The sequence below is a fragment of the Sphingobacterium corticibacterium genome, assembly GCF_004208525.1.
GTDB lineage: Bacteria > Bacteroidota > Bacteroidia > Sphingobacteriales > Sphingobacteriaceae > Sphingobacterium > Sphingobacterium corticibacterium.
This window is the reverse complement of sequence record NZ_SGIT01000002.1, coordinates 759,949-774,203: the sequence shown is the minus strand read 5'-3', so window position 1 is coordinate 774,203 and position 14,255 is coordinate 759,949. Positions and strand designations below refer to the sequence as shown.

Below are 14,255 nucleotides of genomic sequence, written 5' to 3'. Positions count from 1 at the left end.
GATAAATGTCCTTAAAAATTGATGTTCAGTCCCAAAGTATACACTGCAGTGATCGGATAGAAAGGCGTATTGTCACCCGTCCCTTGATTCATTTCCGGGTCCCATCCTTTATAAAAGCTGTTGACTGAAAACAGATTTTGTCCGCTGAAGAATACTCTAAGTTTTGATACATTCATTTTTCTGGTCAACTCCTCTGGAAACGAGTAACCAAATTGAAGATTCTTCAGTCTAATGAACGATGCATTTCTATTCCAGAACGTTGAAGTCATGATTGTTCCCGAACCCATATTCAGACTGGTCAGTTTTATGTATTCCGCGTTGGGATCAGGATTTTCCGGCGACCACCTATTGTCAGCTTGCCATTTTTGAATTTGTCCACCGTTGTAGAATGCAAACGCTTGATATGCTCCCATTTGACGATAAAATCCAGCTAGGCCGTGTAGCAAAATAGAAAAATCGAAACCTTTGTAATCGAGATTAACCGTTGCTCCGTAACTATACCTAGGAGCAGTATTCCCTATTATTTCTCGGTCATAGGTAGGGTCTACAATTCCGTCAGGAACACCGTCAGGACCACTGATGTCGGCATAGCGTACGAATCCGGGTTCGGTTGAATACGGCTGCCCTGGATATTTCGCTATATCGTCGTCATTTATAAATAGTCCGTCTGCCCGATATCCGTATATAGCACCTATAGAACTCCCAACAAACAATCCTTTCCCGATGTCCTGTTGTAAACCACCGGTCAGTTTTTCTATACGGTTATGCGTGTAAGAAAAATTGGGACTAATCGACATGCCAACCTTGCCTATCTGTGTATTGTACTGAGCCATAAACTCAAAGCCTCGATTCCGGACGGCTGCCGCATTGACCTCTGATGGAGTTAAGCCCAGCACACTGGAAACCGTCAAATTATAAAGGATATCATCCGTATATTTATCAAAATAATCTATTACGAAATCAAGCTTGCCATTTAATATCGACATATCCAGTCCCACATCCGTGACGGTGGTCGTTTCCCAAGTGATTCCGTCGTTGGCCAGATTGACGAGGCGTGCACCCGGCGCGAGAACATCCCCAATAGGATAACCGTATCCTAAGCTTAGAACATTCTGATAAGGATAGTTACCTATATTCTGGTTTCCTAACTTTCCCCATGATGCCCGTATCTTCAGATTGTCAATGCCGCGAATATTTTCTTTGAAGAATTGTTCTTCGGAAATACGCCAAGCTCCGGAAATAGATGGGAAAAAGCCCCATCTACCAGCTGCCGGAAATCTGGAAGTACCATCATACCTGGCATTGGCTTCAAAGAGATAACGATCATCAATGTTATATTTTGCCCGTCCAAAGAAAGATCGTAAAGCCCATTCTGCACCCGATCCTGAGGATTGCATATTCGATGCAGCGCCCGCATTCAGTTCATGCAAAAGATTACTAGGGAAATTATCCCTAAAAGCGGACATCCAATCTGAACGATTCCTTTCTTCCGAATACCCACCTAAAAGATTTAACGTATGGGTTCCAAACCGTTTGTCCAACGTCAATAAAGACTGTAGGGTAATTAGTGAGTTATCTCCTGATGAAACATTTAGATTATTTGGTCCAACCTTTTTGTTTTCATCGAAAACGAAATCTGAGGTGAAGCTGTTATCTGTGTAATTTGAATAGTTATATCCTGCTTTGCCGCTCCAGGTTAGCCCAGGGACTATTTCCCAAGCTAATTCCGCTCCCCCTAGGAAAAATTTGTTTGCTCGATTAATAAAAGATTCGCTAGCCATCCATGCTTCGGGACTATAATTATCCTGATACCCGTATGTTCCATCACTTTTCCTGCCCGCATAAATTGGTCCTTGCCGAACTGCAAAGCCAATCATGTGCATCATATCGCCATCAAAATGTTTCGGTTCTTTAGTTGTCGCCGTATTTCCGTTTATGTTGACATTCAGCTTTAGGTTGTCAAGTATATCGCCGGTAAAATTTAACATAAAGTTATAGCGCTGATAATTGTTTTTGGCAACAATCCCATCTTGATTTAAGTATCCAAGAGAGAAAAGATAGGTAGATTTATCGGAGCCTCCGGAAAATCCCAGATTATGATTTGTTTGAAAGCCAGAACCCGAGGTTAACAGGTTTTTAAGGTGCGGCACATCTGGATAATTATCGCTATCGATGCCCGAACGAAATTTCTCAATTTCCTCATCCGTATAGCTCAATGCACGTCCCATGTTGACATTTGCCTCATTAAACAGCTCCGCATAATTCACAGAGCGCATGAAATCAGGTAGCTCTGTCACTTTCTGTACCCCTAATGTATTATTATAGTTCACCTTCAATCTCCCGCTACTACCCTTTTTTGTTTCAACTAAAATAACACCATTCGCAGCTCGAGTTCCATAAATTGATGCCGAGGCGGCGTCTTTTAACACAGATATGCTCTTTATATTATTGGGATCAATATCATTTATTGAGGCAGCCAAACCATCTATGAGTACTAACGGATCATTTCCGGCTCCGGAAAATGTTCCGATTCCCCGGACTCTTATAGATGCGCCGTCATTCCCCGGTCTTCCGGCTCCCTGTGAGACCGTAACACCCGTTGCGAGACCTGCTAATGCTTGAGATGCCTGTGTAATGGGTCTATTTTCGATGTCTCTTTCAGAAACGGATGAAACCGCTCCCGTAAGATTCACCTTCTTTTCCGTCCCATAGCCGATAACAACCACTTCTTCCAAACCTTCCGTTACGGGTAACATTTCTATATTAAAAAAGCTTTGATCTCCAATCCTCAACTCAACTGGTTTGTAGCCAGCGAAAGTAACAGAAAGGATACCCGGCGAACCTGAAAGTTCATATTGAAGTGTGAAAACTCCTCTTTGGTCAGTTGATGTCGACTTATTTGTATCCTTTATCAATACTGTTGCAGCAACCATGGGTTCTCCCTTTTCGTTTTTTACGAAACCAGAGATTGATTTGTATTGCTGTCCATACAGATTTTGCACGAATGTTAGGAGTAGAATAGCGACAATACGGTGCCATTTGATATGGCTATATCGTTTAAAATTGGTAATCATTTTTTAGTCTTTTTTGGTATTAAAAGAAGTACGTGGTATTACCTATTCCTAGTGATAAATCCAGCACTAGAAAAAGTATCAATGATGGAAAGAATGTAGAGCTGACAATTAGCATACTGCTCATCATGTCAGTCTCTAGGTTTATATTAAGAAATTTTCAAAACAACACCGATATCGTCTCGAGGAACTGCTTCTGGTATTCTAACGATCAAACCATTATGATCTTGCACAAAAGAAAGATCTCCTTTGTAACCTAATATATTTACTTTTTTTACGGTTTTCTTGTTAGTTGTTCCTTTAGCCAAAGAAACTATCTTCACACTTTCTTTATCAAGTTTTCCCATAATGACGGCATACAAAACATCTCCTTTTTTTGTAAACCTTATGTCTTCACTGGTGAACGGCTTGCCTCGCCCCTCGTTGAATCCTTGCGCGTGTAGCTCCGGCGCATCCTGTTGCGCAGGTCCTTCTCCAAAAGTATGCCATGGTCTGGTCCCTATGATAGATTCCGAATTTATACTCATCCAAGAAGCTATTCCCTCAACCACGTTTCTAGCCTTATCGTCTAAGGATCCATCTCCTCTTAACGGAACGCTTAATAGCAGATTTCCATTTTTGCTCACTACATCTACCAGCATATGCACTACAGTCTTTGCAGACTTATAGTGGTTATTGTCATAAATACGTCGATCATAATGCCATGCCCCAATACAGGTACATGTTTGCCAAGGTTCAGGTTCAATTTTATTGCTTTGTCCTCTTTCGATATCCCACACCATACATTTACGTTGCTGTTCATTTAATATCTTGCCATTGATTACTACATCTACTTTCCCTTTATTATGCTTCATACTTTTATTGTAGTAGTGTGCGGCAATTTCCAATCCGACATTGCTAATAGGCCATAGCGGCAGAGCTGTATCGTCAAAATAAACAACATCAGGATTGTATTTATCGATAAGTTCTAACGTTCGATCTTTGAAATTTTCACAGTACGACGCTGATGGAATACTGACACCTGTGTCGATATCCCAATGCCATTGCCTGTGTATAGTATGCCCCTCTTCACTTCCTTTGCTCAATGGGTGATTTTGAACATATAACTCTTGTGGATCGTATCCTTCCCACCACTTTCCTTTGCCGTCAGCTTTGGTCAGCTTTCCGTCGTAGGGGACACCTCTTAGTGATCCTTGTTTATCAGAGCGTTGAGCCGTTTCATACCACGTCCAGGCGTGTGCGGCATGGACACTGACACCAAATCGGAGTCTTCGTTTTTTCGCGGCCTTCTCCCATCCGAGCACGATATCTTTTTTTGGTCCAACGTTGATACTATTCCACTTATGATGACTACTTTCGTACAGGTCAAGGTTATCATGGTGATTGGCTAAAGTCATAAAGTACTGAGCCCCTGTTCTTTTGTATAAATCCATGAGCGCTTCTGGGTCCCATTTTTCGGCTTTCCACTCATTGATGACATCTTTAAATCCAAAAGTCGATGGATGTCCATATTTTTCAACATGGTATTTGTATTGATCAGAGCCCTCCTCATACATGCCGCGAGCATACCAATCTCCTCTTTCGGGTTGACACTGAGGCCCCCAGTGCGCCCAGATGCCGAACTTTGCATCTCGAAACCAGTCTGGTACACGATAGTTTTCCAAAGATGACCAATCGGGTTTAAACGGCACCTTTCCCCAAGTACTCATTCCAAGACTATTCTTACTTAAATACAGCGCAGGTATGGTGGCGCCTAACATCTTAATTACGGTTCTTCTATTCATAATAACTATACGTTTAAACATTGCGTTGTCGAACGACCATCAGCTAAAAATAAATGTGATCACCCGGCTTACAAAAGGTTGCTTATCATTTAATAAACAAAGTTAAATTAATTGCCATCACTGTTCCAATCACGTTATCGACAAAACATTACACTTTATCGATTTATCGCTATTTCGATGGGAATCATTGGGCATTACTCACCGTCGGAATCATAAAGACAGAATATTCTTTCCATTAACTGCCACTTTTCACTTGATGTTTTTCCATTTGAACGTTGAAAAAAAGACATCTTATTCTCCCATTCGGCTTGTCTGGGTAGTGTGTCTAGTTTTGAAAAGGCTGCGTCCCAATCGAAGTCTAAACCCGTTTCGATAACCATAAACAGCTTGTTTCCCAGCATATATATCTCCATTTCTAATATTCCGACATCTCTGAGCCCGGTTCGAATTTCTTTCCAGTGATTCGTTTCCGTATGGGCGTCAACATACGCTTGTACCATTTGTGAATCGTCTATTAAATCTAGGGTTTGACAATATCTCTTTACGGATTGATTGTGTTTTTTTTGAGTGTAGCCTACTTTAGTTTTTATGACTTCCATATTGTGTTAAATTCTTTTTTATTTAGAGCTTAAGTAGATATTTATTAGGATTTGTTTAGTTTATCTATGATATAATCCACTATATTATATACCTCACTGATTAAATTGATATCAGGTTTACAACAAACCAAAACTAAACCCTCATGGAGGAATTTTCTTTGCAAGAATCGATTTAAAGTTCAACGATATCGACTTTTTTATAGGTGACGTGTGGACAAGAAGAAAAAAAAAGAGCTATATTTATATTGTAATCCGTTACAAATAAGGGGGAGGTAGGTGTCGGATTATAGCAGAATATACCAAGGATAAAAAAGGAGGAGTCTTGCGAAAAGAGAAGTATCAGTTGGATTTCATTTTACTGAATATTGGATATGCAGAACATCATGCCGATTGGAATTGGAAAAACATAAACAGTCCATTTACCCGTATTCACGTAGTAAAGAAAGGAACTGCTTGGCTAAAACGGGATGGGAACAAATACCAATTAAAAGAAGGACATCTTTATCTGACACCTTCATACACACCTCATAGTTATGAATGTGGCGATGAGTTTTGTCTATACTATATCCATATTTATGAGACGTTGGAAAAGAAATCGAGCGTGTTTGACCAGTTGAATTTTCCAATTGAAATCGAAGGAGACTCGCTACTCCTGGATTTGATAGAACGTCTTTATGCTATTAACCCAGGTAGGGAGTTGTCATTTTATGATCCGGATGCCTATGATAACTCAACGGAGCTTATAAAAAACATTGCCATGCAGGGACATACACCACTTGCACTTGAATTGGAAAGTCACGGTATTATCCAACAGTTAATCTCTCGCTTCTTTGCTTTCGCAACTCAAAAAATGCCAAATGTTGACGAGCGGATGGCAAGGGTTCTCGAATACATACATAGTAATATCCATACCCCGATCGGCATTGATCAGTTGGCAGAGATGTCTTTCCTTACAAAGGATCATTTCATACGCTTATTCAAAAAACAACTAAACTGTACTCCGGGAAAATATATAAATCAAAAAAAGATCGAAAAAGCACAATTAATGATGCTACTTCAGAATTATAGCGTACAAGAATTGGCTTTTCAATTAGGATTTGAAAACGTTTCCTATTTCAATAGGCTTTTCAAAAAGCTCACCGGTGAGAACCCAACAAATTATAGAAAGCGATTGGAGATGTAGTACCCGCCAACTTATTATTATTTAGATCCCCTGATTTTGCGTAGATATAGGTTCTATGCTATTTTCTATTTTCGTAGTTGATTCTTGTTTTGATAAGCCCTTCGGCAATAATTTCATTCCAAAAATTGTCTTGGATTTCTTTTTTAACCATCTCCATATTGACTTGAACTTTATTCGGCTTAGTAGTGTTTAAAGCAATGCTGACCACCCCTTCAATATTAAGTCCAAAATTAAAACAGGCTTCGGCAGGTGTTACTCCAAATTTTTTACAGATCATCCAAAACCTTTCCCGCCATTGATAAAGCGTACGTCCATATTCTGTATTACGATCGACAAGTTGATAATTGTAGTAATCACTTCCTACTAGAAAACCTCCGTTGAAAACCGCAGAGTTTATGACTGTCACTCCTTTTTCTTTTAACGTTGCAATGAAGTTCAATAACGGTGTAGGATGATCATGGATAGTCAGACTATTGGCTATCATGACCCAATCCAATTGGACATCACTGGCTATTTTTTTAATAATATTCCAGTTTTTGCTACCAACTCCTATTGCCGTAACTTCACCGGCTTCTTTCAGCTCCTGTAGAGCCTGATATGCACCGATAATATCTTGATATAGCATTTGCTCTTCTTTTGGTGTTTTTGCTTTGGCAAGATATTCGTCTGGATCATGCACCGAAACCCACTGAGCTTTATAAGGGCCTAGTAACTGATTTCCCTGTTCGAAACAAGCTTTTATTCCGTCATAGCTTATCCGCTGCACAGCATCGTAGTTAAGTCCCTTCCACACGCCGGGTTCAAAAGTTGGCTCGGCTGTTTCCAATGGTACCCGATACCACCCCAGTTTATTGCTAATGATGACCTTTGAGGGGTCCGTACCCAGCTGTGCTAAGCATTTTCCGAGTGATTCCAATGAAAGACCTGCTCCATATTTTCCTGCAGAATCAAAAAATGTTAAGGGCTCAGTATGCTTAACACATTCTCGGACAATTGCTAATTTCGTGTCATAAGACACCTCTTCATATAGGTTACCAAGTCCACTGGTGCCAAATATGACCGGAGGGACTTGTGATTGAATCTGCTCAATCCGGGGTTCCGTAATTTTCATGATAAAATAATATTAGACTGTTTTATACTTGTATAGAGCAAAATACGCTATTACAAGAAAACTAATAAGTGGGACAATATAACCAATTTGGATATTTCCTGAAAAATCACTGATCAAACCAAAAAAACCGGGTAAAATCGCCCCTCCGACTATGGACATAACCAGTAAGCTACTTCCGTATTCTCGATCCGCTTTTAATTCGTTTATTCCCATCGCAAATATCGTTGGAAACATTATCGACATAAAAAAACAGATTAGTATAATTGTATATATGGCAATCATTCCGGTCGCATACATCGCAAATGCTGAAAGAAAAATATTGGTGATCGCGTACAATCCCAATAGTCGGTGAGGAGCTATGTATTTCATAAAGAAGGTCCCAAGAAATCTTCCAAGCAAGAATGCGATACCACATGCAGCAAGTAAATCTGCAGCGGTGATTTCTGTAATAGCTACAACGTGGGTAGCATATAAGATAAAAAGGCTAAAGACAGAAACCTGTGCCCCGACATAAAAAAATTGGGAAACTACCGCCCATCGTAAATTATGGTTTTTCAATGCTGAGAATATTGATTCTCTTTTATGGCGTATTGGTTTTCCCGCACGTTGAGACGCTGGCAATTTGATCGTATAAAAAATAATGGCCATAATAACCAATAGTAGGCCTAAAATAAAGTAAGGTTCTTTTACTGTACTAGCTTCTGCTGCCAAAGCAATTTTTCTTTCGGGATCCGACAGGGCAGTCAACTCTTCATCAGAAATCCCCTTAATCAATATAATACGTGATCCAATAACAGGTGCTAAAGCTGCTGCCAGTCCATTAAATGATTGTGCAAGATTCAGACGCTGGATGCTACTTTTTTCTGGACCCAATTCACTTATATAAGGATTAGCTATGGTTTCAAGTATAGTAAGCCCGCAAGCAATAATAAATAACGCAACTAGAAAAAAAGTATATGACTGGAAGTCCGCAGCGGGAATGAAAAGGAAGGCACCTACAGCAAAAGTGAGTAGTCCAACAACTATTCCTTTTTTGTGCCCAAATTTTTTCATTAGCAATCCTGCAGGCAATGCCATAAGGAAATAAGCAATATATACCGAAGAATCTACTAATGTAGATTGTGCGGTAGTAAGTAAAAATGAACGTTTAAGATGAGGAATCAATATGGGATCCAGATTATGGGCAAACCCCCATAAAAAAAATAAAGAGGTGACCAAAATAAATGCGATCGTCATTTGACGACTGGTTTGTTGATTTTTCATCTACGATTGAATCAGGTACAATGTTGTTTATTTTTTGACGAGCGATTATGCTGAAACTTTCTGTTTATAACCTTCGTTTAGTAAAAGCAAAGAAAAGAAACAGGAGGATAATTAAAATTTAATTTATCGGCATTATCGTGGACAATATCGACTTTTTCCGATTTAAGCGAAAGACACCGATAATGAACAACGGTATTGCAGCGCCATAACAAAGTTTTTACACGTCCCCCTTCAAACCTATATATCGGCTTTTCCCTTCGAGAAATGACTTTAATTGCCCCTTCCAGCTGTGCACACAGGACACTACAGGTTGCCTGTGCTGCCAATTGTTAATAGTTTAGGGATTATATAAATAAGAAACTTAACAATATAAAACTATGGAGCTGGCTGGGATACCAACCTATGTTCGCTTTATGATAACAACAAAAAACAAACAGATGAACAGTAGAATCTTCATAATCGCCGTGTTATTTGTAGCATTTACTTCGCTCAACGTGGTAAAGGGGCAGGATCGTTTTCCGGATGGAACACCCGTCTCTAATTGGTTCAAAAAGGTGGAGCCGACCCGTATAGAGACACTCGGGAAATCATACCGTATTACGGATTTTGGTGTTGAGCAAGATAGCACCCTGCTTCAAACGGAAAAAATTCAAGCGGTAATTGACAAAGCGCACGAAGCTGGAGGAGGGGTAGTCATTATACCTAAAGGTACATTTCTCAGTGGGTCTTTATTTTTTAAGCCGAAAACCCATTTGCACTTAGAAGAAGGGGCGGTGCTGAAAGGAAGCGATGATATCAGCCACTTTGAATTATTGATGACACGTATAGAAGGCGAAACGGTTAAGTATTTTGCAGCGTTGGTTAATGCAGACAGAGTGGATGGTTTTACCGTGTCTGGTAAAGGAACATTAGATGGAAATGGACTTCGCTACTGGAAAGCTTTTTGGCTTCGACGCGGATTCAATCCAAATTGTACGAATAAAGACGAAATGCGTCCACGGGTATTGTATGTGTCTAATAGCAAAGATGTACAGGTCTCGGGGATACATTTAAAGAACTCTCCGTTCTGGACATCACATTATTACCGTTGTGAAAACGTAAAACTTGTTGATTTGCGTATCACAGCGCCGGAGAAACCCGTTAAAGCACCGAGTTCCGATGCGATCGATTTAGATGACTGCCATAATGTATTGATAAAAAATTGTTACATGTCGGTGAATGATGATGCTATTGCCCTAAAAGGAGGCAAAGGACCGCAAGCGGACAAAGATCCCAACAATGGACCGAATTATAATATTATTATTGAAGACTGTACGTTTGGGTTTTGTCATAGTACCCTGACCTGTGGTAGTGAATCAATCCATAGCTACAATATTATTTATCGGAATAATACCCTAGATGGTGCGAAAAGAATGCTCCAATTGAAGATGCGTCCGGATACACCACAGGAATACGAACATATCCTTGTTGAAAATGTCAAGGGAACCGCCGATATCATGCTGTTTATCCGTCCTTGGACGCAGTTTTTTGACCTGAAAGGAGAAGAAGGTATTAAACTTTCCTATGCGCGGAATATTGTCCTGCGTAATATCGATTTGGAATGTAATGTATTATTTGACGTCAGTAACTCCGACCAGTATCAGTTGTCCAATTTTACATTTGAGAACATGAATATTAAAGCGAAAAGACCACATATCAATCAGCGCTACATTGAGAACTTTACACTAAAGAACGTGGTGGTGAATGGTAAAGAAGTTGCGCAGCAATAGGCATAAAACAACCTGTTATGAAGAAGACAAGAAATAAAACAAAAGGGAGATATGCATGGAGGAAACTCTTGGTGATACTCGTTATCATGAGCATCACGATACCCTTGCCCGCCCAACGTTTGATGGAACATTTAGATCGGGGGTTGGTCGCTGTTAAGACGTCGGATAACAGTGCTTTCATCAGTTGGCGTTTACTCGCAACGGATATGTACAACCTTCCTTTTCACCTTTATCGACAATATGGAGAAGGAAAAAAGGTGCGCCTTACCGATCAGCCGTTGACGAAAGGAACCAACTTTGAAGATAAGCAAGTCGATTTAACGGCCGATGTAACCTACACATTAGTTAGCCTGCAAAACCAACAGGAAAACTTCGAGGCTGCGCTGAAACTGGCAAAGAATACACCCGTAAGACAGTATCTGGAGATTCCACTACGGACCCCGGCAGGTTATACCCCTGGCGATGCGTCGGTAGGCGATCTAGATGGCGATGGTACCTATGAAATTATCATACACCAAACGGGAAAAGGACATGACAATGCCCATAACGGTATAACGACGGATCCTATTTTTCAGGCATATAAATTGGATGGCACCTTTCTGTGGGAAATCAACCTAGGGAAAAATATTCGAGAGGGAGCGCACTATACCCAATTTATGGTGTATGATTTAGATGGTGACGGATGTGCAGAATTGATATGCAAAACGGCAGACGGTACAAAAGATGGCGTGGGAAGGGTGATAGGCGATGCCCATGCGGATTGGCGGGACACCGATAGCAGTTCGTCCACCTACGGTCGTATTTTAGAAGGACCGGAATATCTGACGGTTTTCGACGGACGTACAGGTGCAGCGGTCAGTACGGTAGATTATCTGCCTGAAAGAGGTGATCTTCGCAGTTGGGGAGATACCCGAGCGAATCGATCAGAACGATATCTGGCCGCTATTGCCTATTTGGACGGAACAAACCCTAGCCTTGTCATGACCCGAGGTTACTATGAACGAACGACACTAGCCGCTTGGGATTTTAAAGACGGAGAACTCGTAAGCCGTTGGGTTTTTGATACCAAAACGGGTAAACATCCCTATGCCGGACAAGGCTATCATAGTCTCGCCGTTGCCGATGTGGACGAAGATGGAAAAGACGAAATCATATTTGGTGCCATGTGCATTGATGACGATGGTACCGGATTATATACAACAGGTTTGGGACATGGCGATGCGTTGCATGTAACCGATTTGGATCCAGATCGCCCGGGTCTGGAGGCATTTGGTATACATGAACTGAAAGGCGGGCGTAAAGGAGTAGGTGCGGCACTTCGCGATGCCAGAACAGGGGAAGTGCTTTTTAAAGGTGCTATCGATCAGGATGTGGGACGAGGAGTCGCTGCGAATATCGACCCCAACCACCGAGGAGCCTATATGTGGTGGCTAGGTTCAAAGGTGATGTATAATATGAAAGGAAATCCGGTAGGACAGCCGCCTCGCTCGGCAAACTTTCTGATCTGGTGGGATGGCGATTTAAGCAGGGAGCTGTTGAACAGTAATTATATCGAAAAATATAAAGAGGGGATTATTTTTAGGGCAGAGGGTGCTTCATCGATTAACGGGACAAAAAGTACACCTAACTTGAGTGCCGATATCTTAGGCGATTGGCGGGAAGAACTCATCCTTCGCTCCGATGATAACCAATCGCTACGGATATACACGACAACTATTCCAACGGAATATAGGCTGTATACGTTGATGCATGATCCCGTATACCGTTTAAGTATTGCTTGGCAAAATGTAGCGTATAACCAACCACCCCATACCGGTTTTTACCTTGGGACGGGGATGGCCCTGCCGGTTAAGGCGCCAGACATACGTATCGTAAAACCGGAACGAGATTTAAAAATAAAGAAATAGCGCTACAAGCAGATGGTGAAGCAATTGACGATCATATTATTGGGTATCTGTCTCTTTTCCTTCGGGATACAGGATCGACCGACGATTTATTTGATTGGAGATTCCACGGTGAGGAATAGCAATCAGGCGTATTGGGGATGGGGTTCGCTATTAGGGACGTTTTTGGATACGACACAGGTGACTGTGGCCAATCATGCCATGGCTGGCCGGAGTACACGTACTTTTCGGAAAGAAGGTCGTTGGGATAGGGTGAAAGAAAATATGAAACCTGGTGATTACTTGTTGATTCAGTTTGGACATAACGAAGGCAGTAAACCGGACACGACGCGGCAAGGCTATCGAGGCGTGTTAAGAGGAATCGGACAAGACTCTGTTGTATTGGATTGGGGGAGTGGAGAAATGGAAATAGTACGTACTTACGGCGAAAATTTACGTCGTTTTGTACGCGAGGCTAAACAGATAGGTGTCCATCCGATATTACTTTCGATGATTCCGCGAAATCAATGGGATGAACAAGGAAACGTGAAACGCGCGAATCAGGATTTCGGGCTCTGGGCAAGGCAGATTGCAGAAGAGGAACAGGTGCCCTTTATCGATCTGAATGAAATTACGGCCAAAAAATACGATAATATTGGGCCAGAACAGGTAAAAACGAAGTATTTTCCGGGAGACCATACCCATACGAATTATGACGGAGCTATGGAGAATGCAGCTTCGGTCATAGAAGGTTTAAGAAATATACAACATCCATTAGTAAAATATATAAAATGACGAAAAGCAAAATAATGATAGGGGTATCCTTTGTCTTATTCGTATGGAGCTTATGCTCTTTTGTCGAAAAGAAAGACAAACCCACTCTTTTTCTGATAGGAGATTCTACCGTAAAAACCGGACGAGGAGATGGTGGCAATGGACAATGGGGATGGGGTAGTTTTATCGCAGATTATTTTAACCTACAACAAATTGACTTACAGAATAAAGCATTAGGAGGCACGAGTAGCCGGACATTTTACAACAACCCAAAACTGTGGCAACAGGTTTTGGATAGTATTCAGCCAGGCGATTATGTTGTTATGCAGTTTGGGCATAACGATGCGAGTCCTATTGTAGATACGTTGCGCGCGCGCGGTACGATCAAAGGAAACGGTGACGATTATCAAGAAGTGAAAAATCCGTTATTGCAACAGAAAGAAATGGTTTATAGTTATGGATACTATCTACGCGTATTTGTGAAAAATATTCGGGATAAAGGCGCTACGGCGATTATATGCTCACCTATTCCCCGCAATCGTTGGGATGGAGATAAAGTAATCCGATCAGATTATGCCATATGGGCGAAAGAAGCCGCACAACAGATAGGTGCTTTTTTCATCCCCTTGGAAGATTTGATTGTCGCTGAATATGAGAAACGCGGAAAGGAAGAGGTAGGCCGTTTATTTTTTGGACCAAAAGATCATACGCATACCTTGAAAGCAGGGGCAGAAGTGAACGCGTCGTTGATAGCAGATTATTTGGAAAAAAATCCCGAAATAGGATTGAATAAATATTTGAAAAAATAACGTAGCATA

10 protein-coding genes are annotated in these 14,255 nt (G+C 41.2%); 5 read left to right on the top strand and 5 right to left on the bottom strand.

Translation table 11 applies throughout. The features are described from left to right. Window positions 1-11 precede the first annotated feature (11 nt). The 3 genes from EWE74_RS11820 to EWE74_RS11810 all read right to left on the bottom strand — a co-directional run bounded on the left by EWE74_RS11820 (window position 12) and on the right by EWE74_RS11810 (window position 5,454). On the bottom strand, window positions 12-3,074 hold the full coding sequence (locus tag EWE74_RS11820) for a SusC/RagA family TonB-linked outer membrane protein (RefSeq protein WP_130141741.1): 3,063 nt from the start codon (window positions 3,072-3,074) through the stop codon (window positions 12-14). Window positions 3,075-3,220: 146 nt separating this feature from the next. Beyond that, entirely contained in the window at window positions 3,221-4,855 is a 1,635-nt protein-coding gene (locus EWE74_RS11815; RefSeq protein WP_130141740.1) for an alpha-L-fucosidase, read from the bottom strand. A 194-nt stretch (window positions 4,856-5,049) separates the two neighbouring features. Next, window positions 5,050-5,454 carry an L-rhamnose mutarotase gene (locus EWE74_RS11810; protein ID WP_130141739.1) on the bottom strand — a complete coding sequence of 135 codons (405 nt, stop codon included), beginning with the start codon at window positions 5,452-5,454 and terminating at the stop codon, window positions 5,050-5,052. 322 nt (window positions 5,455-5,776) lie between these two features. On the opposite strand from EWE74_RS11810, the gene EWE74_RS11805 reads away from it, so the two are divergent. After that, window positions 5,777-6,637, top strand: coding sequence for a helix-turn-helix domain-containing protein (locus tag EWE74_RS11805; protein WP_130141738.1), 861 nt, complete (start codon window positions 5,777-5,779; stop codon window positions 6,635-6,637). A gap of 58 nt (window positions 6,638-6,695) precedes the next feature. Here the strand turns inward: EWE74_RS11805 and EWE74_RS11800 are convergent, their stop codons facing one another. Both EWE74_RS11800 and fucP read right to left on the bottom strand, forming a co-directional pair. Continuing rightward, a complete protein-coding gene (locus EWE74_RS11800) occupies window positions 6,696-7,748 on the bottom strand; it encodes an aldo/keto reductase (protein WP_130141737.1) in 1,053 nt (350 codons plus the stop codon). Window positions 7,749-7,760: 12 nt separating this feature from the next. Continuing rightward, window positions 7,761-9,011 carry an L-fucose:H+ symporter permease gene (gene fucP, locus EWE74_RS11795; protein ID WP_130141736.1) on the bottom strand — a complete coding sequence of 417 codons (1,251 nt, stop codon included), beginning with the start codon at window positions 9,009-9,011 and terminating at the stop codon, window positions 7,761-7,763. A 437-nt stretch (window positions 9,012-9,448) separates the two neighbouring features. Here fucP and EWE74_RS11790 point away from each other — a divergent pair, with 437 nt between their 5' ends. From EWE74_RS11790 to EWE74_RS11775, 4 genes are read left to right on the top strand one after another with little or no spacing between them, the layout of a single operon-like run. Continuing rightward, entirely contained in the window at window positions 9,449-10,780 is a 1,332-nt protein-coding gene (locus tag EWE74_RS11790; protein ID WP_239018639.1) for a rhamnogalacturonidase, read from the top strand. Between the two features lie 17 nt (window positions 10,781-10,797). Beyond that, complete coding sequence (locus EWE74_RS11785) at window positions 10,798-12,687, top strand: rhamnogalacturonan lyase (RefSeq protein WP_130141735.1); 1,890 nt, start codon at window positions 10,798-10,800, stop codon at window positions 12,685-12,687. A gap of 12 nt (window positions 12,688-12,699) precedes the next feature. Continuing rightward, a complete protein-coding gene (locus tag EWE74_RS11780) occupies window positions 12,700-13,458 on the top strand; it encodes a rhamnogalacturonan acetylesterase (RefSeq protein WP_130141734.1) in 759 nt (252 codons plus the stop codon). Further along, entirely contained in the window at window positions 13,455-14,246 is a 792-nt protein-coding gene (locus tag EWE74_RS11775) for a rhamnogalacturonan acetylesterase (RefSeq protein WP_130141733.1), read from the top strand. Before EWE74_RS11780 ends, EWE74_RS11775 begins: the two co-directional genes overlap by 4 nt. Window positions 14,247-14,255: the final 9 nt, after the last annotated feature.

Excerpts from the sequence above, each read along its gene's own strand:
- EWE74_RS11820 (WP_130141741.1), bottom strand. The coding sequence starts at position 3,074 with ATGATTACCAATTTTAAACGATATAGCCATATCAAATGGCACCGTATT.
- EWE74_RS11815 (WP_130141740.1), bottom strand. The coding sequence starts at position 4,855 with ATGAATAGAAGAACCGTAATTAAGATGTTAGGCGCCACCATACCTGCG.
- EWE74_RS11810 (WP_130141739.1), bottom strand. The coding sequence starts at position 5,454 with ATGGAAGTCATAAAAACTAAAGTAGGCTACACTCAAAAAAAACACAAT.
- EWE74_RS11800 (WP_130141737.1), bottom strand. The coding sequence starts at position 7,748 with ATGAAAATTACGGAACCCCGGATTGAGCAGATTCAATCACAAGTCCCT.
- fucP (WP_130141736.1), bottom strand. The coding sequence starts at position 9,011 with ATGAAAAATCAACAAACCAGTCGTCAAATGACGATCGCATTTATTTTG.
- EWE74_RS11790 (WP_239018639.1), top strand. The coding sequence starts at position 9,449 with ATGAACAGTAGAATCTTCATAATCGCCGTGTTATTTGTAGCATTTACT.
- EWE74_RS11785 (WP_130141735.1), top strand. The coding sequence starts at position 10,798 with ATGAAGAAGACAAGAAATAAAACAAAAGGGAGATATGCATGGAGGAAA.
- EWE74_RS11780 (WP_130141734.1), top strand. The coding sequence starts at position 12,700 with ATGGTGAAGCAATTGACGATCATATTATTGGGTATCTGTCTCTTTTCC.
- EWE74_RS11775 (WP_130141733.1), top strand. The coding sequence starts at position 13,455 with ATGACGAAAAGCAAAATAATGATAGGGGTATCCTTTGTCTTATTCGTA.